Origin of the sequence: Nocardia sp. NPDC005825 (genome assembly GCF_040630175.1) — a bacterium.
Classification (GTDB): Bacteria; Actinomycetota; Actinomycetes; order Mycobacteriales; family Mycobacteriaceae; genus Nocardia.
Window position 1 is genome coordinate 41,180 of the sequence record NZ_JBEXXC010000003.1, and the last position, 20,815, is coordinate 61,994.

The window sequence follows — 20,815 nt, forward strand, 5'->3', positions numbered from 1 at the left end:
TGCAAGGTACCGCAGCTGGGTCAACTGATCAAACCAGTTGACGTGTAATCACGTGAGGTCTACGCTGGCGGGGTGGATATCGCACCTATCAGCCGCATGGCCGTCCCAGATATCGCTTACGTACGAATCGTCGAGGAGATCCTGAGCGGCCGAGTTCCGGCCGGTGAGGCATTGCCGGCCGAGCGGGAACTGGCGTTGGCGTTCCAGGTGAACCGACACGCGATCCGCGAGGCGCTCAAGCGGGTCCAGCAGGCCGGTCTGATCCGCATCGCACACGGCGGCAAGACCCGTGTGCTGAATTGGCGCGAGAACGCGAGGCTCGAGACCCTGAGCGATATCGTGGCCGCCGGTGTCGTGCCACCGCTCGAGATCATGCGCGATATCGCCGTGATGCGCCGCTCGATCGGTTCGGACGCAGCGCGGCTGTGCGCCGCGAACGCCACCACCGAACAGCTCGAGCGGATCGAATCCATCGCACGCGACTTCCCCGAAGACGGCCCGGTCGAGAAATACGGCGAGGCAGACCTCGCTTTCTGGGTGGCGGTGATCGACGGCTGCGGCAATCTCGCCTACCGGCTGGCACTCAATTCACTGGTCGCTACCTTCGACGAGCTCGGGCTACCGATCGTCGCGGAGTGGATCGGCGGCGAATACGCCGACCGCGCCGGGCGCATCGCCCTCGCGGAACTGATCGCCGCCCGCGACGGCGAAGGCGCCCACCGGCACGCCGAGCGGCTGCTGTCTCACTTCGTCGCCAGACTCGACCACGCCGCTCCGGAGGCTTGATCGATCATGTTCGACCTCATCGCGCACGCCATCCCCGTCTTCGTCCTGTGCATCGTGCTGGAAGCGCTGTCGTTCCGGTTGCTCGCCGACGACGCCGAACGCGGTTACGAAATCCGTGATACCCGGACAAGCCTGACGATGGGCATCGGCAACGCGGTCATCAACATCGGCTGGAAGCTGGTGGTGATCGCGGTCTACGCCGGCCTGTATCTGCTTGCGCCGGTGCATCTTCCGGTGAACAACCCATTGACCTGGGTCGGGTTGTTCTTCGCCGACGAGTTCGCCTACTACTGGTATCACCGCACCCACCACACGGTTCGCATGTTGTGGGCCAGTCACGTCGTGCACCACTCGAGCAGGCACTACAACCTCTCGACAGCCCTGCGGCAGACGTGGACACCGTTCTCGGCGCTGCCCTACTGGGCGCCGCTGGCGCTGCTGGGCTTCCCGCCGTGGATGATCCTGCTGCAACAGGCCATCAGCCTGCTGTATCAGTTCTTCGTTCATACCGAACGCATCGGGAAACTTTGGCGTCCAGTGGAATTCGTCATGAATACGCCCTCGCATCATCGGGTGCACCACGGATCCAATGCCGAATATCTGGACAAGAACTACGGTGGCATCCTCATCATTTGGGATCGACTGTTCGGAACCTTCGAACCCGAACGCGAGCGCGTGGTCTACGGCTTGACCAAGAACATCGAAACCTTCAATCCGCTCCGTGTGGCAACGCACGAATACTCCGCGATTCTGCAGGATCTCCGCGCCGCGCCGAGTCGGCGGGCAGCGTTCGGATATCTGTTCCGCGGGCCCGGATGGAGTCCCGCTCCGGAGCAATGATGCCTTTCGATCGGTGCCCGCCGTTGCGGCGGGCACCGATCGTCGCATGTCAGCCGTCGTGGGACACGTGAGGTGTCCAGTCCTGCTCCGGGCGAGTAATCGCTTCTGCGATCGGCTGCGGGGAGAAGGGGCCGGTCGCGCCGAGCACGCCATTGATCTGTACCTCGACAGCACGCACACCGCTAGGAGACAGGCGTCAGTGAGTACCACCTCGACGTGGCAGGGTGGCAGCGAGAGAGGAAAGCGGCGCGAGAAGTATTCGAGCGCTTCATCTTCGCCATTCGACGCGAAATCCGACTGCCGCAGGTAGACGCACGCTTCTTCTCCTACGTTCCCGAACGTATCGATCCCCAGTAGTAGGGGGATACCTACGCCGGGATGAGCGGTGGCATAGACGCGATGGCCTGCCGCAGCGAGTCCAGGACCTCAGCGGCCTGCGCGCTGGTGGCGGCGATCGCGTCGGCTGTTTCTGATATCCGCTGACCGAGCGCGCTCACCAGGGGAAGCGCTGGGGTCTGGACTTCGGCCAGGGGCTGTGGGTCGGCGGGCTTCGGGACATCCACTCCGCCGCCAAGCACATCCGCGCCCGCACCGCCGATCACGGCCCCGACCGTGGCACCTACCGCGACGGCCGGAGCCGCGGCGATGACTGCCCCGGCCATGCAGCCCACGGGCATGCCTACCGCCGCGCCGAGTGCCGATGCAGCGCCCGCAGTCGGAACGCCGGCGGCGATGCCCCCGGCGACACCACCCACAACCATTCCCACCCCGCACCCCGCCAGCGATAGGGGCGCCAGCGAGATTGCACCGACATAGGCACCGACCCCGGTGCCGACCAGAGTAGACGCGGCACGCCGGTCGGACTCCTCGCGGGAAAAGCCCAGCCCGTCGTACGCGGCAGCGATCTGCCACTCCGCGTAGTCGAGATAGCTCTGGGCCTTGTCGCGGGTCTTCACGTCGACCCAGCCCGGAAGCTCGACCGTGGTCTTCCCCGCGCGCAAGAGATGGGGGTTCGCCGGAACGGCTTCTGGCGCAGCACCCTCGGGCTGGTCGTCATGTGGCTGCTGCACCACGGTGTCGACCTGCGGGGTGGTCTGCTGCTGTGGTCTGGGTCGGCGCGGAGGCGCGGGTGGATCGGGAACGTAGTCCGCCAGGCTCGGCGCGGCTGGCGAGACCGGCACGGTACTGATCCCGGGCTGCCCGTCCCCGGGCACCGCGAGCCCGGGCTGCCCCGGGGCCGCGAGCGCCGCGCCCTGGCCCGCGGCCAGCAGCAACGGAAGCAAAGACAGGACTGTGTATCGGCGAGTCATTCGTCTGTCCCCCAAACATGTTCGCGCGGAGTTCAGCTACCCGGCCGAGCTTATTGCCGATTGCGACGGGTGCGCTCTGTGCGCGGGGCGGAAGGCACGGCCGGTCATGTTCTGGCACCGCATGATCTCCAGGCCGTTCCATTGACGGTGCACCATTCGTAATCGACGCCGGTGTGTCGGTAGCGGCTGCGGCGCACCATCTCTCCTCGATCGGTAGCGGCGGTTCGGTGAGATGCTCTAGGGAGCAATCCTCGGCGACAGTTGATGCGTACGCCTCAATCAGCCGAGTTGATGAGTACGCTTCAATTCCACGCTCAGCCGAACAAGGTCAGCTGCCGCTCGTCGCGCCCGCGGCCCGCGCCGGCCGAGAGCACCGTGGGCCCGTTCGTGCGGCCGGTCAAGCTCTCGATCAGGCCGCGGCCGAGGTGTTGGGTGTAGGCGGGCGGGATGGCTTCGGCAAGCTCGGTCCGCTCGTCGGTCCAGTCGATGCCCATGGCGGTCTGCCATTGCGCCACAGTGCCTTTGCCTCCCCCGTTGCCGTACACGGCGACGTACGGGCCGTAGTAGCGGCGGCCGTGCCGATACCCGGCGACGCGCCCGCGGTGCGGGACGTGGTCGGGCTGGGGCATAGTCCAGCCGGATAGTTCGAAGTAACGGTGGCGGATCACTCCGAGTCCGAACATCTCCCCGCACAAGGTGATGTCGCGGCGCAGCTTCGCGCCCTGAACGTTCTCGATGACCGTCGGAACACCCAGCCGTCCCAGCGCTTCCCGGGTCTCGGGGATGAGTTGCGGGTACTCGCGGCCGCGGTTGGTGCCGGCGGTGAGGATGCAGGATGCCTGACACGGTGGGCTGGCGTGGACCGCGTCGAACTCGTGGCCGTGGGCGGCGAGGAATTCCAGGGCGTCTGCGCGGTGGAACTCGAACGGGTAGTTCGGCTGCTCGACCAGATCGACTCCGACGACGTCGAATCCGGCGTCGTAGTAGCCCTTCGCCGGCGCAACAGAACAAGTCCAACAGCCGCGGACGCCGAGTCGCCGAGCAACTGGCGTAGGTGATCATCGTGCCCCCTGAATGCCCGAGGACGGCGTGTTCGGCTGCGGTGGCGTGGATTCCGCGATGGTGAACGGCTCGCGGCAGACCCCGCACAGGATCGGGCCCGCATCGATGGTCTTCTGCCGGGCACGCACCCGCCGCACCGGCACACACATGCACACCAGTGCCCGCCCGTTGCGCGGCGCCTTCTCCTCCTCGCCCTCGTCCTCCTCGTCGTTGTGGTCACCGGAACCTTCGTCGTTCACCCCGACTGGGTCGTGTTCGGAGCGGCGGTGCGCCACCAGCACCCGCTCCAACGCGGCGATCTCGCGGCCGTACTGAGCGGCGGTGGCGTCCGGGACGACGGTCACCGACCAGCCGCTGCCCGTGCTGCGTTCGACCACCAGCCCGAACTCGGCAGCGATCTCACGGAACTTGCCGTTGTGGTACGCACCGCCGCGGCTGGTGTCGGCGATCCCCCGTGTGCAGGCTGCGCCGTGAGCAGCCTCGTGCAGCAAGGTGCCCAGCACCTCCCGCGCCCCGAACGCCAGCCCTTCCCCGCCGACGAACAGCTCCGGCAGCAGGTCCGCGCCGTGTTTCCAGCGCGCCGGCCCGAAATGCCCCAACCGCAACCCTTTGCGGCCCACGGAGCCGGCGGCCATGGTCACCACGACATCGGGAACATCCGGATGCCGGGCACTCAACTGGCCCCAAATCGATTCGATAGTAGTGATCAGAGAACCTGCGATGGCGGTCATACCACGCCCCTCAGCACTTGATGATTATCCATCAATTCTACCGAAATCGACTCCCCCACAACATTTTTGATGACTACAACTCAATCACGAACTTGACGACTACCCATCAAATCGACTGCACGAGAACGGTTCAGACTCCCTCCGGTTGATGCGTGCGCCCCAAGGCGTTGAACCCAGTGCATCAACTGATCGCTACCGCCGGCTGATCCCTCTGTTGTGGTCCTACGTCGACACCCCGTACTCGACGCGACCTCGCACGCCCCCTTGTGGTCCGTCCCCTACGCGCCCAGCCCTCCCAACGCACCGTGCCTTGCCAAGCCCTCCCGTTGTGGTCCCTCCCTTGTGGTCTCTCCCCCTTGTGGTCCCTGATCTCTCTTCCTGATCTTCTGCTCTCAACTGTTTGGTGGTGGTTTGTCTGCTGCCCGATCCGCACTATCTTCAGCGAAGCGGGAGATAGTGCGGATCGGGCAGCAGACGGACCACCACCAAACCCACAGGTCACAGCGATTTCGCATCGCACTTTCATCGCAACGCTTGTGTGCACGCATTGCGCATCCAGTCTGCATTCATTCCGAAACCAGTGCGCATCGAAAATCGCTGTGATGCACCACAAACCGACCGCCCCTCCGGCTAGCCGAAGGTGGTTCTGCCAGATCCATCCACGCAGAATGCATGTCGGAGCAGTCCCCCCGTTGGGGCGTTGAAGGCGCCATTGCCTCTTCGATGCCCGCACTGTGCATTGTCTGCAGCCTTGGCGTGCTGTCGTCCCGCAGTCACTCCGGAGCACCTTCTAGCGACGCTCGCGATACGGGAGTCCTCGACCCGCGGTACGAGCGTCGCCTCAAGTGTCATAGATCGTCTTCTGTCGGTGCACGTTTGGTCTGGTTGCCCGCGGTCTAGGTCAGTCAGATGTCACGGCTTGACTCTTGCCGTGTCGCTCGGAACTTGCTTCAGTAGATGGCGACAGCATTCAGAGCTGGCTCGCGGGTTGAGGTCGATCCGCAGGGACTGCAGACCGGGGATCGAGGACCACTAGTTGGAACCGTTGACGACTATCGTCGCCACCGCGATCGCACTGGGTGCGGCGACCGGACTGACCGATACCACCAAACAGGCCATCGTTGACGCTTACCGTGGACTGAAGGCACTGATCGTCCAGCGCTATCGGGTGGAAGTCGCTGCGGTAGAGAAGAAGCCAGATTCCCAGTCGAAGCTTGCGTCACTGGCCGAAGACCTCGATGATGCTGGCGCTGGGCAAGACACCGAGCTCCTGGTAGCAGCACAGCAGCTGATCGCGGCAGTACGAGCGCAGGCGCCGGACGCGGGTGAGGTTGTAGGTGTGGACCTGGCAGGGATCGAGGCTCAGGCCCTGGAGATCAGTCGAATCGAATCTGCTGGCAGTGGGGTACGGGTAACCGACAGCAGGTTCCAGGGAGATGTGAAGATCGGAGATGTGCGAGCGGGGTTCCAGGAGCCGCCGGGCCCTTCCACGGCGCGGTAGTAACGCCGGGCACGGCCGCGCCGGTCACCGGCATCGCTGGATCCCTCGTATCGGGTGTCTCCGTCGGTGGAAACCTGACCATCGGAGGTAGTTCCTCAGCTCTCAATGTGCGCCTCGCCGAACTGGTTGAGACGCCGCTCGTCGATGACGAGCTGCCACTGGCATCAAGCTTGAACCCGTACATCTTGGGCTCGACACCCTCCGCCTTTGGGCATTCCGGGAGCTACGGAGTTGGGGATCCGTATCTGCCCCGCACTGCCAATGAGGTCGATCACCGACTAATCCAAGCTGTTAAAGGCGACAGGATGGTGCTTCTGGTCGGGCCATCGAAAGCCGGCAAATCCCGCACCCTGTTTGAGGCTGTCCGCGCAGCACGGACCAATGCTCGTCTCTTAGCACCAATACCAGGCGCCATTGGCCGACTAGCGGCGCATCAGAAGATTGCCGGGACCAACGACTCGATCGTGGTGTGGCTGGACGATCTGGACCGCTACCTCACCAACGCCGATCCACTAACCCCAGGAGTCCTTGCCTGGTTGTCATCCCGTCCTGGCCCGACCTTCATTGTGGCCACACTTCGCTCCGAAGCACGTGACCGGATGCGCCGCGAAACAGGAGAGTTCACTCACGACACCAGGACCCTGCTGAGCCAAGCCGTCACCATAGAGCTCGCCGCCACCAATGACGATCCCACCGAGCAGGCTGCCGCAGCGGCGGCTTATCCCACCCGAAACCTGCGAGACTACGGGCTGGGCGCGATCCTGGCCGGAGCCCCAGAACTGCTAGCCCGCTACGACGACGCCCGCGTCGCCGCACCCGTCTTGCACGCAGTCATCCAGGTCGCCATTGACTGGGCAAGGATCGGGCATCCGGCCCCCATCACCGAAGCTACCTTGAGAGACCACACTATCGACCGACTCGCAACACTTCGGCCTGATCTCGATATCACCGATCAGCAACTCCACGACGCCATCGTTGAAGCCCGTACGCCACCTCCAGGGGCTGGGCTGGTTGCCGCACTCCTGATCGTTCAAGACACAGACAGCCCCGGGTTACCCACTGATGGCCCTAGTACACCTTCCCGGCATTATCGCCCGTTCGACTACCTCGTCGCCGCAGACGACGGGCAAGATCATTCTCCACGTTTGATACCGAATCAATTCTGGGACAAGGTAACTCGGAACGCCGGTCAGGAAGCTTTGTTCGCGATTGGCGTCATGGCTTACGAACGAAACAACATTGTCGAATCCATCCGCATATTCCGACAACTGGCCGAAGGCGGTGACGTCCGATCGACTGCTATCCTCGGTGACCTTCTCTTGGAACGCGGTGACTTGCCCGCGGCCGAGACCATGTACCGCAAAGCCGCCGACAGCGACACATACGCGATGGTCAGACTTGGGGTTTTCCTCAGCGGCCGCGGCGACCTGGTGGAGGCCGAGACGTTCTATCGGACAGGTGCCGACGCCGGCGACTCAAACGCGATGGACTACCTCGGGGAGCTCCTCGCCGACCGCGGCGACCTGACCGAAGCCGAAACCTGGTACCGCAAAGCCACCGACACCGGCAACGCATCCGCGATGGTCAGTCTCGGGGTTCTCCTCGCCAACCGCGACGACCTGACCGAAGCCGAAACCTGGTACCGCAAAGCCGCCGACACCGGGCACCTACCCGGGATGGTCAGGCTCGGGGAGCTCCTCGCCAACCGCGACGACCTGACCGAAGCCGAAACCTGGCGCCGCAAAGCCGCCGACACCGGCAAGGCATTCCCGATGGCCAGGCTCGGAGACCATCTCGCCAACCGCGGCAACCTGACCGAAGCCGAAACCTGGTACCGCAAAGCCGCCGACACCGGCGACGCATACGCGATGGCCAGGCTCGGAGACCATCTCGCCAACCGCGGCGACCCGACCGAAGCCGAAACCTGGCACCGCAAAGCCGCCGACACCGGCAACGCATACGCGATGGCCAGTCTCGGAGACCATCTCGCCAACCGCGGCGACCCGACCGAAGCCGAAACCTGGTACCGCAAAGCCGCCGACACCGGCGACGCATACGCGATGGCCAGGCTCGGAGACCATCTCGCCAACCGCGGCGACCCGACCGAAGCCGAAACCTGGTACCGCAAAGCCGCCGACACCGGCGACGCACCCGCGATGGTCAGGCTCGGAGATCTCCTCGCCAACCGCGGCGACCCGACCGAAGCCGAAACCTGGTACCGCAAAGCCGCCGACACCGGCAACGCATACCCGATGGTCAGGCTCGGAGATCTCCTCGCCAACCGCGGCGACCCGACCGAAGCCGAAACCTGGTACCGCAAAGCCGCCGACACCGGCGACACATCCGCGATGGTCAGGCTCGGAGATCTCCTCGCCGACCGCGGCGACCCGACCGAAGCCGAAACCTGGTACCGCAAAGCCGCCGACACCGGCAACGCATACCCGATGGCCAGGCTCGGAGACCATCTCGCCAACCGCGGCGACCCGACCGAAGCCGAAACCTGGCACCGCAAAGCCGCCGACACCGGCAACGCATACGCGATGGTCAGTCTCGGAGACTTTCTCGCCGACCGCGACGACCCGACCGAAGCCGAAACCTGGTACCGCAAAGCCGCCGACAACGGCAACCCATTCGCGATGGTCAGTCTCGGGAATCTCCTCGCCGACCGCGACGACCTGACCGAAGCCGAAACCTGGTACTGCAAAGCCGCCGACGCCGGGCACCCACCCGCGATGATCAGGCTCGGGAATCTCCTCGCCGACCGCGACGACCCGACCGAAGCCGAAACCTGGTACCGCAAAGCCGCCGACACCGGCGACACATACGCGATGATCAGGCTCGGAGATCTCCTCGCCAACCGCGACGACCCGACCGAAGCCGAAACCTGGTACCGCAAAGCCGCCGACACCGGCAACCCATTCGCGAGGGTCAGACTCAGGGATCTCCTCGCTGGCCCGTCGACGCTTTGATGCTGAAGCTGCTCAAGCAATGTTCCCGGTGTGTGCTGCTTGGGTGAGCCCGGCAATATGCGCAGCATTGCCCCGCTCGGAACCGCTCTCCACGTGCGGGGATGAACCCAGGTCTGGGTCGGCGCCGTCTTCACAGATGACATATTTCCCTCGCCGCCGAGGGCGACAGGCCGGCAGCTGCATCGACTTCGAGACAAGAGGTTGGTGGCCGCACGACATCGGCTAACACGCCGTCCAACAGCCGACTGCGTGACTAACTCGGCCAAAAATCCGTGGACAGCCTTGGGACAATCGGGAGATGTTGCGTGTCTACCTCGATCAAGCGAAGTGGATCGACCTAGCCAAATATCGTGCAGGACACCCCGATGGCAAGAAGTTCGAGACCGTGTTCAAGACGATGCCCGAACTCGTCGAGCGCGGCCGGGTGTCGTTCGTACTGTCCTGCGCTCACTACTTCGAGACGCAGCGCCGGGCGAAACTGGAGAGTCGCTACAACCTTGCGTGGACAATGGCGGAGCTTTCCCGGTTCCACACGATTGCGCCACCGCATGCAATCGTTCCCGCGGAGATTCACGAGGCACTGGTCGGAGACCCCCTCTCTGACCAGCTGAACCTGTTTGGTGTGGGCTTCAACCATGCCTTCAAGACCAACGTAAGCTTCGGTCGGATCGACCCGGATCTACTCGAAGCTTTGCCGCCGCTTCAGCGCACCGAGTTCGACGAGGCCTTCGACTGGCTTGTCGAGTTTGGCGCTCTCGCCGTTCCGCCTATCTCAAGCGAAATCGAAAACCGAACCTTTGAAGCTGCGCTAAACATTCGAGACGGCGACCAGATGTTCGCCGATACGCAGGCGATGCAAGCCGCCCACGTCGCTTCCAATAAGTTGCGAGGGCCTCGCCTCAGCGACTGGGCAACGGCCAGTGAGATCGCCGACTTCCTGCCAGCACTCATGGCAGTCTGCAAACGCAACGCGATCGATCTGGACGAGGTGCTTACGGGTAAAGAGCGCATTCACAGATTCTTGGAGAGCCTCCCCAGCCGTTGGGTATCGCGCGAACTGCGACGCGTGCGGCTCCGGAACCCGGAACAGCCTTGGCACCCCCACGACCTCAACGACGTGAATGCCTTATCGATCGCAGTCCCTTACTGCGACATCGTCGTTACGGAACGCCAGTGGGCAGCTCATATCAACAAAGAGGGCCTCGCCGAGAAATACGGCACCACCGTGCTGCACGATCTCACAAAACTCACCGACCACTTCTAGCGGTCTTCGAACACCATGTCCCGTTGCACACTGGGGAGAGTTGTACGAAACGACAGAGCCCCTAGTCCATTCGCGGGCTGGGGCCCAAGAGCCGCAATGGTGCAGTTACACGGTGGGCGGGACGCAAGCGCCGATTCCATAGACGCGGGATCTTCGCCGGGCGTCCGGGGCGTTTGGTGAGGATCCGGAACGTGTGCTGGTGGGCGGTGGCCATGACGGCGAAGATCTCGGCCAGGAACTCGCGGGGGACTCGAGCGTGGCCGAGGTCGCTCATGCTGTTGACGAACACTCGCCGCGGGCGGCGCCAGCGCAGTGACTCGGTCAGCGCCTGCGGGTGCAGGGCAAGACCGAATCCAGGTCCGCTGGTGCGAGGGTGCCCGTCGGTCTGGCACTTCGCCTATCCCATGGCGCGCAGCCGTTTTGCCATGGTCAGGGCTTAGCAGTGGTCGCAACCGGGGCTGATGCGGTCACAGCCGGTGGTGGGGTTCCAGGTGGTTTCGGTGCATTCGATTCCGGTGGCATTCATGATCCATCTCGTTCACGCGGGGCTGGGCTGGTGCTGTGGGTGTGCTGACGGCATGTGGGTGGAGTCAGTGGATGAGGTGGAGCGTCGCCCCCGGTCCGTTGTTGTCGCCGTCGGTGTCGCCGCGTTCGGCTTTGAGCCGCTTGATGACCTTGCCGACATAGCCGTAGGACAGACCGGTTGCCGCGGCGATATCGCGCAGGCTGGCGTCGGCCGAATGCATCGCCCAGATGGTCGCGTCGCGGTCTTCGGGAGACACCGCTGTGTCCTCGGCAGCCTCGCGGCTGTGTCCTGCGCTGTGTCCTGAATCCACTGAGGACACAGCGGGTGTGTCCTGGGTGTGTCCTGCCGCAGGCGATGACACACCCGAGGACACGGGGGCGTGTCCCGAGGGCACACCACTAGTAAGTGCTCGCGGTGTCTCGAAATCGGTTGCGGGAGTGATTCGCTCGGCGATACCTGCGTGGGGTGTGGTTTTGAGAGCCTGGCCGAGTACCTCGATCAGGATTGTCAGCCCGTGCATGACGGCCATGGCCGCGATCGGCGCCGCGCCCGCCACGACCGCCGCCGCCCAGCCCTCGACGGTGCGGGTGGTCGACATCCAGGCGTGGGCGCCGTTGCCGACCAGGCTGACCAGCTCCGACATGGCCAGCATCCACCAGAAGAACGCGCGCTGACCGGGTTCGATCGTCGCGCCGCCCTTTTCGCGGCGTTTCAGTACGACCAGGGCGATAGCGGCCTGGATCAGTGGCCCATCCACGATGACCGGGGCGCCCCACGCCAGCCACGACGTGATGCCGGCGGCCTGCGCGAGCCCGTGCAGGGCGATAGCCGACCATCCGCTCGCGGCGGTCAACACCGAAATCACGGCGATCAGCGCCGCGGTCTCGACATGATCGCGGGCGGGCCGGTTCTGACCCGCTGTGTCCCGCACCGTTTCCTGGAATCGGTTCGATGTGTCCTCCGCTCGCGCGGGTGTGTCCTGGCGGGCGGCGTCCGTGTCCTGCTGCGCGCCAACCGGACCGGAAGGACACGGGGTGGGGTCGACGTGTCCGGCCGAGGACACGGCGGGCAGATGGTCGGCGGTGACACGGTGCTTCGGGTCGGGGCTGGTATCGGTGGCGGTCATGGCGTGGTCCCTCCTCGTGTGGTCGTCGCCGGGTCCGGGTGGGTGCGACCGTGGGGCACACCGTTGTGCCCCACGGTCGGTCCGGCGGCGTTGCCGGTCACTTGCCGCCGTGCACCGTGGCGGGGGTGTAGACGGCGGTGTAGAGGCGGGCCTTGTCGTTGTCGGGGTCGGGGCCGGTGTAGGTGACCGACAAGGTCGCGCCGACATCGAAACTGGCCGCGCCGGCGGTGGCCATCGCTTGGCCGATCGCCTGCTCCATCCGGCTGGTCGGGTACAGATTCCTTGCCCCGGTGGGGGTTTCGATGGTGATGAACATCTGCATGATGGTGTTGCCGTAGCGGTCCTTGGCGACCTCGCCGGGGGCGCCGTCGAACTTCAGCTTGGGCTGCTCGCCGATGTTGGTGATCCGCCCGTACACGGTGGTGCCGGGCGTGGTGTTCTTGGCAAACGCGGACGGGATCTTGTTGGCGGCGTTGATGAACCGCTGACCGAAGTTGATGCTCATGACTGGATTTCTCCTGTGTGGTTGATGGTTGCGTGAGGTCAGCGGCTGCGAGTGCGCTGCTGCTGTTGTGGTTGGCGGTAGTGACGGTCGAGGTAGGGCACCATCTCCAAGTCGGCGAAGCCGTGGCCGGCGTCGAGGTGGTCGGACAGGTCCTTGCCCGCAGCGGCCTGGAGCACTCGGACTTCGCCGACCCGGCCGTGCAGGGTGTCGGCGACCTTGGCGGCGTGCAGGTATCCGGGGCGGTCGCGGTCGGCGACCACAATCACCCGCCCCGCCCCGTGCAGCCATTTCGCGTGCTCGGCAGTCCAGCTGCCGGTGCCCATGGCGTTGCAGGTGGCGATCTGACCGGCCTCGAACGCGCGGGTGACGTCCTTCTCGCCCTCGCACACGTAGATCTCCCGCCCACTGCCGACAGCGTCGAGGACCTCGGGCAGCCGGTAGGGCAGCGGCGCGAAACCGGTGTGTTCCCAATCGGTTCCGTTCCACCGACCTTGGGTGAACGACTTTCTGTCCCCCAGCTCGTGCGGCGTCGACCTGCGGGTGACCGCGCCCTCGATGCGCCCATCCGCGTGCCGGTAGACGTAGGTGCACACGTTCTGCGGCGGCCCGATCGCTTCACCGAGATCGGGTTTGGATCGGATAGCGAACCGCGCGTAGTCGATTGCCTTGTCCACCAACGACACCCGCTGCTGCTGGGCCTGCTGGGCCTGGGACGGCGGGCGGCGCGGCGCGCGGTGGTAGGGCTGGTTCGGGTTGCGCTCGGGCAATCGATCCCACATGTCCCGCACGCGGAGCCCGACCTTGTCGAGGACGTCCTTGTCGTCGCAGCGGGCGAAGCATCGGACGATGGTTTTGCCTTGGGCGGGGTCGTAGCGGACCCCGAGTGAGGGGTCATGGTGCTGGCCGTCGGCCTCGTGGACCGGGCACAGGAACACTGTCCACCGTGCCCGGTCCCGGCCCGGCCCCATCGTGGCGGTCAAGGCAGCGGTGATCAGCTGCCACGAACGCCCCTGAGCCGGATCGTGATTCATGCCGATCAGCGCTCCCGCTGCACCTGGCCGCGCGAGCGGACCCGATGCGGTTCGGTCAGCGCTTTGGCCTGGTGCAGGCTGCGGCGCTGGACGTCGTCGAGTCCGCCGTCCCAGCCCTGAGCCCGGTTGTGCTCGACGTTGTCGAGGAACCGGTCCATGGTGTCGGGGCGGTCGCGGAAGTCGGCGTAGACGCCGTTGAGGTACTGCCACTGGTCAGCGTGGGGGCCGTCGTTCCAGCGGGAGTGGATCTCACGGGCCTTGCTGAAGCACTCGCCGATCTCGGTCTCGGTCACGTCCGCCTGGTAGGTGCGCTGCTGCAACGCGGCCTGTTCGCGGAAGTCGGAACGCATGGCTTCTTCGTGTTCGGACTGCATTGCTGCTCACCGGTCCCTTCTGATCGGCTCGCGCTGTGTGGACGGTGTCGGTGCCGGTCGGGCGCAGCGCATTTCGCGGGCGATGTTGAGGGCCTGGTCCAGGCTGCGCATCTGCACCCCGGTAGGCCCGAAGTCGGCGTAGACGGTCGGATTGGTGCGCAGCTCCTCGACGAAGACGCCCATGTCCTCGGGGAAGTCACGCCAGTCGGTGTAGGCGGCGTGCAGGAAAGCCCACTCCTGCGCGTGCGGTCCCGACTGCCACCGCTGGTCGTATTCGGCGACCCGCCGGCGGATCTCGTCGGCCTGTTCGTCGGTTACCCCGGGCGCCAGAGCGTTCAGGCTGATCGCGAAACGGTCGGAGAAGTCCGCCCGCATCGCTTCCTCGTGTTCGCGGTGCATGATCACCGGCTCATCTGCGGGCGCGGGTTGTCCGCACCGTTGGTGGCCTGCTCACGGCTGGTGCGGTCGGCCCGGATCTTCTGCACGGCCTCGTCGCGTTCACCGCGGTACCGGTCACGGTCGGCGCGCGCGGCGTCGAGGTCGCCCCGCAGATCACGCAAGTCCTTGTTCAGGCCCAGCTGCGTGTTCTTCATCGCCTCCAGCTCCCCGCGCACCGCGTCGAGCTGCTGCTTGTGGCCGTCGCGGTCAGCGGTCACCGCGTCCAGGCCACGCTGCAACATCAGCACCCGCCGCTCCATATCCTCGGAACCCTGTGCAGGAGTGCTGGTTTCGTTGGTTCTGGCCTTGTCGGGAGGCTGGGGCTTGTCCGGCGTGAGGTCACGGTGCCAGCCCTCGACGCTGGCGGCCATGTCGACCTGGTTGCCCTCAGCCATGTAGAAGGGAAAGCGGCGGCCGGTCTCGCGGGCACGCACGGTCAGCGAGCTTCCCGGCTTCCAGTCGTTGAACCGGACCGCGTCGTTCGTCCAGGCAGCGGCTTCGGCCTCGGTGGCGAAGTAGCCGCGCATCAGCTGCCGGGACCCGTCGGGAGAGCTTGCGGCCAACGACACCTGGCAACGGGAATTGGCCTCGGCGTTGGCGAACTCCCACCGCACCTGCTCAGTCGTCATCCCCGCACGCTGGGCCTGCTCGGCAGCCTGGCGTCGCGCGAGTTCACCGTGGGGGTCGCGGCCGCGGCCGCTGGCCTGGTCGCGCAGCCACGTGTACTGCACGTGCCGGATGTCCTGGATCGCGTTGGCACGGGCATGATCGCGATCGATCGCGACCTCCTGCTGGAGGGTCAACTCCGGCTGCGGGGACCGGGTCGGCTGGGCGGGCTGGTCCACGGTCATCGACGCCACCCGACGGTCCCATTCCTGGGTGCGGGCACTGACCCACTGCTCAGACTCGACCGCAGCCGCACGTGCATCACGCCGGTCGTGCTCGGTCATCGGCGTGAACACCGCGGCCATGGAGGCGTTCATCGTGTACGGGGCGCGGGTGGCGCGGTCCAACGCCATCACGACCTGCCCACGCTGCTCGATCCCGAGCGCCGAAGTGCCCAGACCTTCCTCGATCCGCAGCCGCATCGCCTCCAGACGCTCGATCTCGGCGGCGGCGTCGTGGTCGGTGTAGAGCGGGTCGTTCTCGCGCCGGAACCGGGCAACGGCGTGCTCGGAGCGGTAATCGGCGACCCGCTTGGTGTAGTAGGCGGCGTTGACCTTCTCGGCGCCGACCTGGGCCATGATCTGCTCACCCAACTCGCGGCGCTGCTTACGGGTCAGTTTCGGGGTGCGGCCGTCGGCGCCACGCAACGTGCGCAGCCACTGGCCCGCGACGGTGAGCACGTCGCGGAAGGTGCGGCCGGTCTGCTGGGTGATCTCATCGATTTCGGACATGAGGTGATGAATTCCTTTCAGGGATAGAGGGTTTGGGTTATCGGGTGCGTTCGATCGATGCCTGCTGCTGCGCGGCGAGCTGCTGGTCGCGGTGCTCGGCGGCGGCGTCGGTGAGGCTGATGCGGCTCGCGGGGCCGCGGACCCAGCTGATGCTCTTCTCGACGGTTTCCAGGTCGCGGTCCATGACCCGCAATCCCTGGTGGGTGAGGATGGCGGCCTCGCGCGGGTCGGTCGGCGCGCCGAGCTCGTCGACCCGCAGGGAGTTCGGGGACTGCACCAGCAGCGCGTACTGGCCGCGGATTCGGGCGATGTCCTCGCGCAGCTCGCGCACGCGGTCGCCGAGTTCGCCGATCTCGTTGTAGAGGTCGCTGGGGATGGGTAGGACCGGCTCTCTCCGGTTCTTGAACATTGGTTTCCTTCCTTGTGGTGGTGGTGAAATTGCGGGGTCAGTGGGTGTTGCGGAGGGTGCGGGCGGCGCGGCGTTCGGTGAATGCGGCCAACGCCAGCGAGGGGGACGGGCGGCGGGCGCCGTCCCAGCTCAGGTAGGCGATCCAGCCCAGCCCGTAGACGGCGATGGGGACACCGACCTCGGCGGGTTGGCCCCACGCCGCTACCGCGGCGAGACCGACCACAACGAAGGAGCCCGCCGCGCCCGCACGCCAGATCCGGCCGCGGGCATGGGGTTTCGTCGGCGGGATCGACGCGGGTTCGACGGTCTCGGTGGGCGTGAGCGCGGGCGCCGCGGCCTGGACCGGAGCGCTCTGGGGAACCGGGTGCGGGGTCGGCGTTGCGTGCGGGTTCTGGTCGGCGATCTCGGTCAGGTAGTCGGCGATCGCGTCGACCATCTCGTCGGCCTGCTCGGCGAGGTCGTCGCGGCTGAGGTTCTTGCGGGGCTGCTCGTCGTCGTGATCGTCGTGATCGTCGTGGTCGCGGAAGATACGCATAGTTGTTGTGCTCCAATCGGATTCGAGAAGGCGAAGGGGGTTACGCAGTGGCGGGGGCGGGGTCCTCACCGGTCAGTGCGACAGCGGGGCTGGTGCCGGGCAGCCGCGACAGTTCGGACTTGTCCAGCGGCACGATGCGGCCGAATCGGGCGTGGCCCTTCTTGAAGAACACGAAGTCACCGGTGTCGAACTGGCGGACCCGGTCGGGGTCGACGAGCCACTTCTCCCCCACCGACACCTGGCCCTCGTCGCCGTGGCGCTGGCCCTTGATCAGGTGCCGCGACGGCAGCATCACCGGAACCGATCCGGCGTGTTTGCACAGTTCACCGGCGTTTTCCATGTAGCCGAGAAGCACACCGCCGGCGCAGGTCTTCAACAGCCGTCCCAACGACCACGCGTCGGGGGCGACCGATTCGGGGCTCTGGCCACAGAAGACCATCGCGACCTTCTGCGAGCGGCCCCGCTCGGCGATGTCCTCGACCCCGAGTGACCCCTTCTTCGTGGTCAACGCCGACAGCTCGTCGATGAACAGGATCACGCTGCGCCGCAGGTCTTTCGCGGTCCGCCCGGCCCGTTCCATCAGCAGCCGCAGCGTGGTGGCGACCTGGGCGCGGGCGGCGTCCTTGTCGAGAGCTGGGACGGTCATGAACAGCACGTCGAGGTCGCCGATGTCGTGGCCGCCGTCGAACACCATGCGGCCGCTGGTGTCCTTGAGGTCTTCGAACACGTTGGTGCACTTGATCAACGCGTCGTCGAGCTGCGCGACCTTCTCGGCCTGCATCGCATCGATCTGGCGCACCACGTCGGGCGCGTTGTTCCAGATGTCCTTGAGCTTGACCGGATTGAGCCGCTCCAACAGCTCGATGTGGTTGCGCGGCGGCCCCACCGGGGCATCGACCACCAGCGACGCGATACGCGTCTGCATGCCCTCGAAATGCTGGCCCTCGGCGGTGCTGGCCTCGGCGGTCGCCGCGAGCAGGGCCGCGATCATGGCACGCAGCTGCCGGGCGGGGGTTTTCTCCCAGATGTCGAGGGTTTCCATCCCCGCACCGACCAGCGCGATGCGTTCGGGGGCGACGCCGCGGGCGAGCATCGCCGCGCGCAAGCTCGACCCCAGTTCGCGGTCGTCTTCGCCGCCCTTGCAGGAGATCATCACCAGCAGGGGACGGGAGTGCTTGCCCGCCATAGCGGGGACGGCGGCCCATTTCTGCCAGGCCCGCCACTCGTAGTCGAACAGGGCGGCGGCGTAGCGTTCCATCGCCACGGTCTTGCCGCTACCGGTCGTGCCGAACATGGCCTGCTGCTTGCGGGCATCGGAGTGGGCGATCGCCAGCCACGGTTCGTGCCGCTTGGCCAGCTTCCGCCACACCCCCGGCGCCTTATGGGTGGCGGTGTCGGACAGGGTGCCCAGGACGATGTCGTGCCCGCGGTGCAGGGGCGCACCGCGTTTGGCGGCCTTCGCCGCGGCCTGCTGGCGGCGCGCGGTCAGCGAGTCCTGCACGCGTTTGGTGGTGCGCAGCGACTTCAACCCGACGGTCTCGGTCTTGATCAGGAAATGCGCCCACCACAGCGACGCCACCAACATCGTCGACGGCAAGCCCAGAACCAGCATCATCGACAATCCGCCCAGCTGCCCGTGAGCGAGATGCTCGGCGCCGTCCCACAACAGGCTCAACGGCGTCGACCACGAACCGCCCGCCAGCACCGACGTCAGCGGCAGCGCCCACGCGGCGGCAGCGAAATTCCGCAGCCGGTGCGGCTCAACGGGTTTGGTCGCGGCCACGGCCACGATCAGCACGAGCATCGCGGTCAACGCGGCCCCGCACACCAGCGCGGTCTCCACGGTCGCGCCGGCGTGGGACAGGTCCGGGTTCGACCAGTGGGTGAGCGGGTCGGTCGCCTCCCGCACGACGGGCGGGGTTCCGGGCGGGGCCTCGGCGGTGATCGGCGCGATCGGGGCCGCGGGCGTGTCCAGGGCGGCGACGGGGCCGCAGTCGGCGGGGGTGATCAGTGGAATGCAGTCGGGGGTGCTCATGATGCTTCCTTGGAGATTTCGAAGATGGTGTGGCGCTCGCGTTTTGCCGTGCGGTCGGCGTCACGGATGCTCTGGCGGCGGTCCCGGAAGGCCTGCCATTCCTTGTCGAAGTCCCGGATTCGCAAGTGCAGGGGCAGAGAATCGAATTCAGCGGGCAGCCGCGCCGCGGCGGCCTCGACGTTGTTGAGGACCGCGTCGGTGCGGCACAGGTAGAGCAGGCCGACCATGGTGTAGGGGTGCGCGTCGCGGGCGGCGCGGATCGCGCCCTGCAACGCGGTATCCATGTGGGCCTTGTCCTTGACGCTGAGCTCGACCTCCAGCGCCCACCAGCCGTAGTTGCCGCCCACCACGCCCAGGAACCGGCCGTCGTGCAGGTGCGGGCGTCCCGGTAGCGGGTTGATGCCGGTGGAGAACTCCAACACCGCGGTGCCGCGCCGCTTCTCGGCGGCGATGCGGGCGGCGACGGTGGCTTCGCGGTGCAGGGCGCGTTCGGAGATGAACGCGGTTGGATCGTTGCCGACCAGCATGATCCTGGCTTGTGCGACCGCGCGGTAGTGCTCGGCGTACATCAGCGGCGGGGTCCATGCCGCAGGCCGCCAGCCCAGGTAGCGGGCCTCGACCTTCGGCGGTGCGTACACCCAAGCCCGGCCGCGCTGCACCTTCTCCAGCTGGCACAACAAGCCCTTGGCGATCAGCTCCCGAACAATTGCGTACGCGCTCGATTCGAGGACGTTGAGGTACTGCGCCAGCACGTCGACCTGCATGCCGCGCATGTCCGACACCGCCCGCAGTACTTGGGATTGGCGTTCGGTGATCGTTCCGCGCCGCGCCGGCGGCAGGATCCGGCCCAGCGATCCGGCGGGCACGCCCAGTTCGTCCGCGATCTCCTTGGCGCGGAATCCACTGGCCCGCAGGTCTTGTCCTTCTCTGAGAACGGTTTCAATCTGGTGCAGACTGGTCCCGAGAAGGGTGCGGATCTGGCTGTAGGTCAGTCCGGCGTCACGCAGGCCGCCGATGATCTGGGTCCGGTACCGGCGCTCCAACCCCGCGTAGTGGTTGGTCCTCGTGTTGTGGTTCATCGGGTTCGCTCCAATCCCCCACGTCGACGCGCGGGCTGGCGGCGGCGGGCGGCGATATCGGCGCGGGCCTTCACGGCCAGCTCCCGCATCGCGTCCACCTCGGCGGTCGAAGACGGTTCCGGGGCAGTCGATTCGGTGTCCGTCGACCCGCGGTGGCGGGCGCGGTCACGCTCGACGAGCCGGGTATTGATCCCGAGCCGCTCGGCGATCTCCGGAGCGGTCAAGCCCTGAGCGGTCAGCCGGTCGACGTGCTCACGGCGTTCCTCACGCGCGGACTCAGGCGTCCAGCGCGCCCTTTCGGGGCGACCGTTCGGGTCATCGATCGCCGATTCGTCCCACTCCAGCGGCAACGGCCACCCACGCAGCTGCCCGAGTGCCCGGGCCTGCCGGGACGGGCCCGGCGTCATCTGTAGCCGGTCGAACAGGGCTTTGACCTCACGCTCACGCTCGGCCGAAATCTCCTGCGTGACACGCCCGTCGCTGTCGGCGCGGTGACCCATCAGCGAACACACCGTGCGATTGGTGCGGGCCACACCCATCTCCCGCGCCAGATGCGCCGCCGGATACCCCGACGCCACCAAGGCTTGAAAACGCCGGCGAGCACCCAGGATCGGCACCAGCGCGTTCTCGGTGGTCACCTCCGCGGCCCGGTCAGGCACCGGCACCGCGAGCACCGCCGCTTCCACCCACGCCGCGACCCGCGTGTCCGGCCCGGCCGTCATAATCCGAGACAGAGAAGGCTGAGCGACACCAGTCAGCTTGGCCAGCTGATTCTGGTTCACCCCGGCAGCACGCATTGCCGCGACGTGTTCGCGCACCGCGTCCGCGGGCACCCTCGGATTCCAACGCCCGTAAGCGATCTGACGCCGCCGGTACTCGGCATAGTGCGTCGAGCAC

The 20,815-nt window shown here is 66.3% G+C and carries 21 protein-coding genes and 1 pseudogene; 6 read left to right on the forward strand and 16 right to left on the reverse strand.

Annotated elements, in window-relative coordinates; all coding sequences use genetic code 11:
- Positions 1–72: 72 nt before the first annotated feature.
- Complete coding sequence (locus ABZ382_RS08995) at positions 73–786, forward strand: GntR family transcriptional regulator (protein ID WP_357086057.1); 714 nt, start codon at positions 73–75, stop codon at positions 784–786.
- 6 nt (positions 787–792) lie between these two features.
- Positions 793–1,626 carry a sterol desaturase family protein gene (locus tag ABZ382_RS09000; RefSeq protein ID WP_357086059.1) on the forward strand — a complete coding sequence of 278 codons (834 nt, stop codon included), beginning with the start codon at positions 793–795 and terminating at the stop codon, positions 1,624–1,626.
- Positions 1,627–1,675: 49 nt separating this feature from the next.
- Here the strand turns inward: ABZ382_RS09000 and ABZ382_RS09005 are convergent, their stop codons facing one another.
- The 3 genes from ABZ382_RS09005 to ABZ382_RS09015 all read right to left on the reverse strand — a co-directional run bounded on the left by ABZ382_RS09005 (position 1,676) and on the right by ABZ382_RS09015 (position 3,565).
- Positions 1,676–1,804, reverse strand: coding sequence for a hypothetical protein (locus tag ABZ382_RS09005; protein WP_357086062.1), 129 nt, complete (start codon positions 1,802–1,804; stop codon positions 1,676–1,678).
- Positions 1,805–1,994: 190 nt separating this feature from the next.
- Positions 1,995–2,909, reverse strand: a complete 915-nt coding sequence (locus ABZ382_RS09010; protein WP_357086064.1) for a hypothetical protein — start codon at positions 2,907–2,909, stop codon at positions 1,995–1,997.
- Between the two features lie 341 nt (positions 2,910–3,250).
- Complete coding sequence (locus ABZ382_RS09015; RefSeq protein ID WP_357086066.1) at positions 3,251–3,565, reverse strand: hypothetical protein; 315 nt, start codon at positions 3,563–3,565, stop codon at positions 3,251–3,253.
- Positions 3,566–3,793: 228 nt separating this feature from the next.
- On the opposite strand from ABZ382_RS09015, the gene ABZ382_RS09020 reads away from it, so the two are divergent.
- On the forward strand, positions 3,794–3,994 hold the full coding sequence (locus ABZ382_RS09020) for a hypothetical protein (RefSeq protein WP_357086068.1): 201 nt from the start codon (positions 3,794–3,796) through the stop codon (positions 3,992–3,994).
- Here the strand turns inward: ABZ382_RS09020 and ABZ382_RS09025 are convergent, their stop codons facing one another.
- On the reverse strand, positions 3,995–4,729 hold the full coding sequence (locus ABZ382_RS09025) for a hypothetical protein (protein WP_357086070.1): 735 nt from the start codon (positions 4,727–4,729) through the stop codon (positions 3,995–3,997). It lies immediately after the preceding gene.
- Between the two features lie 1,036 nt (positions 4,730–5,765).
- Here ABZ382_RS09025 and ABZ382_RS09030 point away from each other — a divergent pair.
- From ABZ382_RS09030 to ABZ382_RS09040, 3 genes are all read left to right on the forward strand, one after another.
- Positions 5,766–6,230, forward strand: coding sequence for a hypothetical protein (locus ABZ382_RS09030; RefSeq protein ID WP_357086072.1), 465 nt, complete (start codon positions 5,766–5,768; stop codon positions 6,228–6,230).
- Between the two features lie 107 nt (positions 6,231–6,337).
- Positions 6,338–9,199 carry a tetratricopeptide repeat protein gene (locus tag ABZ382_RS09035; protein WP_357086074.1) on the forward strand — a complete coding sequence of 954 codons (2,862 nt, stop codon included), beginning with the start codon at positions 6,338–6,340 and terminating at the stop codon, positions 9,197–9,199.
- A gap of 298 nt (positions 9,200–9,497) precedes the next feature.
- On the forward strand, positions 9,498–10,463 hold the full coding sequence (locus tag ABZ382_RS09040) for a hypothetical protein (protein ID WP_357086076.1): 966 nt from the start codon (positions 9,498–9,500) through the stop codon (positions 10,461–10,463).
- Positions 10,464–10,623: 160 nt separating this feature from the next.
- Here the strand turns inward: ABZ382_RS09040 and ABZ382_RS09045 are convergent.
- The 12 genes and pseudogenes from ABZ382_RS09045 to ABZ382_RS09100 form a co-directional block, all read right to left on the reverse strand.
- Positions 10,624–10,992, reverse strand: a pseudogene (locus ABZ382_RS09045) (DUF5131 family protein); the annotation flags it as partial.
- A gap of 61 nt (positions 10,993–11,053) precedes the next feature.
- Complete coding sequence (locus ABZ382_RS09050; RefSeq protein ID WP_357086078.1) at positions 11,054–12,115, reverse strand: DUF2637 domain-containing protein; 1,062 nt, start codon at positions 12,113–12,115, stop codon at positions 11,054–11,056.
- A 97-nt stretch (positions 12,116–12,212) separates the two neighbouring features.
- Complete coding sequence (locus tag ABZ382_RS09055) at positions 12,213–12,620, reverse strand: hypothetical protein (RefSeq protein WP_357086080.1); 408 nt, start codon at positions 12,618–12,620, stop codon at positions 12,213–12,215.
- A 38-nt stretch (positions 12,621–12,658) separates the two neighbouring features.
- Positions 12,659–13,651, reverse strand: a complete 993-nt coding sequence (locus ABZ382_RS09060) for a toprim domain-containing protein (protein ID WP_357086082.1) — start codon at positions 13,649–13,651, stop codon at positions 12,659–12,661.
- 5 nt (positions 13,652–13,656) lie between these two features.
- Positions 13,657–14,001, reverse strand: a complete 345-nt coding sequence (locus ABZ382_RS09065) for a hypothetical protein (RefSeq protein WP_357086084.1) — start codon at positions 13,999–14,001, stop codon at positions 13,657–13,659.
- Between the two features lie 30 nt (positions 14,002–14,031).
- Positions 14,032–14,430 carry a hypothetical protein gene (locus tag ABZ382_RS09070; protein ID WP_357086086.1) on the reverse strand — a complete coding sequence of 133 codons (399 nt, stop codon included), beginning with the start codon at positions 14,428–14,430 and terminating at the stop codon, positions 14,032–14,034.
- Positions 14,427–15,860: a hypothetical protein gene (locus ABZ382_RS09075; RefSeq protein ID WP_357086088.1), complete on the reverse strand. Its 1,434-nt coding sequence runs from the start codon at positions 15,858–15,860 to the stop codon at positions 14,427–14,429. Before ABZ382_RS09075 ends, ABZ382_RS09070 begins: the two co-directional genes overlap by 4 nt.
- 37 nt (positions 15,861–15,897) lie before the next feature.
- Entirely contained in the window at positions 15,898–16,269 is a 372-nt protein-coding gene (locus ABZ382_RS09080) for a hypothetical protein (RefSeq protein ID WP_357086090.1), read from the reverse strand.
- A 37-nt stretch (positions 16,270–16,306) separates the two neighbouring features.
- Positions 16,307–16,804 (reverse strand): hypothetical protein, encoded by a 498-nt coding sequence (locus ABZ382_RS09085; protein ID WP_357086092.1) that lies wholly within the window; start codon positions 16,802–16,804, stop codon positions 16,307–16,309.
- 40 nt (positions 16,805–16,844) lie between these two features.
- Positions 16,845–18,839: a hypothetical protein gene (locus ABZ382_RS09090; protein WP_357086094.1), complete on the reverse strand. Its 1,995-nt coding sequence runs from the start codon at positions 18,837–18,839 to the stop codon at positions 16,845–16,847.
- The gene (locus ABZ382_RS09095; RefSeq protein ID WP_357086096.1) at positions 18,836–19,918 is read right to left on the reverse strand and encodes a hypothetical protein; all 1,083 of its coding nucleotides are present in this window, start codon (positions 19,916–19,918) and stop codon (positions 18,836–18,838) included. The genes ABZ382_RS09090 and ABZ382_RS09095 overlap by 4 nt, the downstream gene beginning before the upstream one ends.
- Positions 19,915–20,640, reverse strand: coding sequence for a hypothetical protein (locus ABZ382_RS09100; RefSeq protein WP_357086098.1), 726 nt, complete (start codon positions 20,638–20,640; stop codon positions 19,915–19,917). The genes ABZ382_RS09095 and ABZ382_RS09100 overlap by 4 nt, the downstream gene beginning before the upstream one ends.
- Positions 20,641–20,815 lie beyond the last annotated feature (175 nt).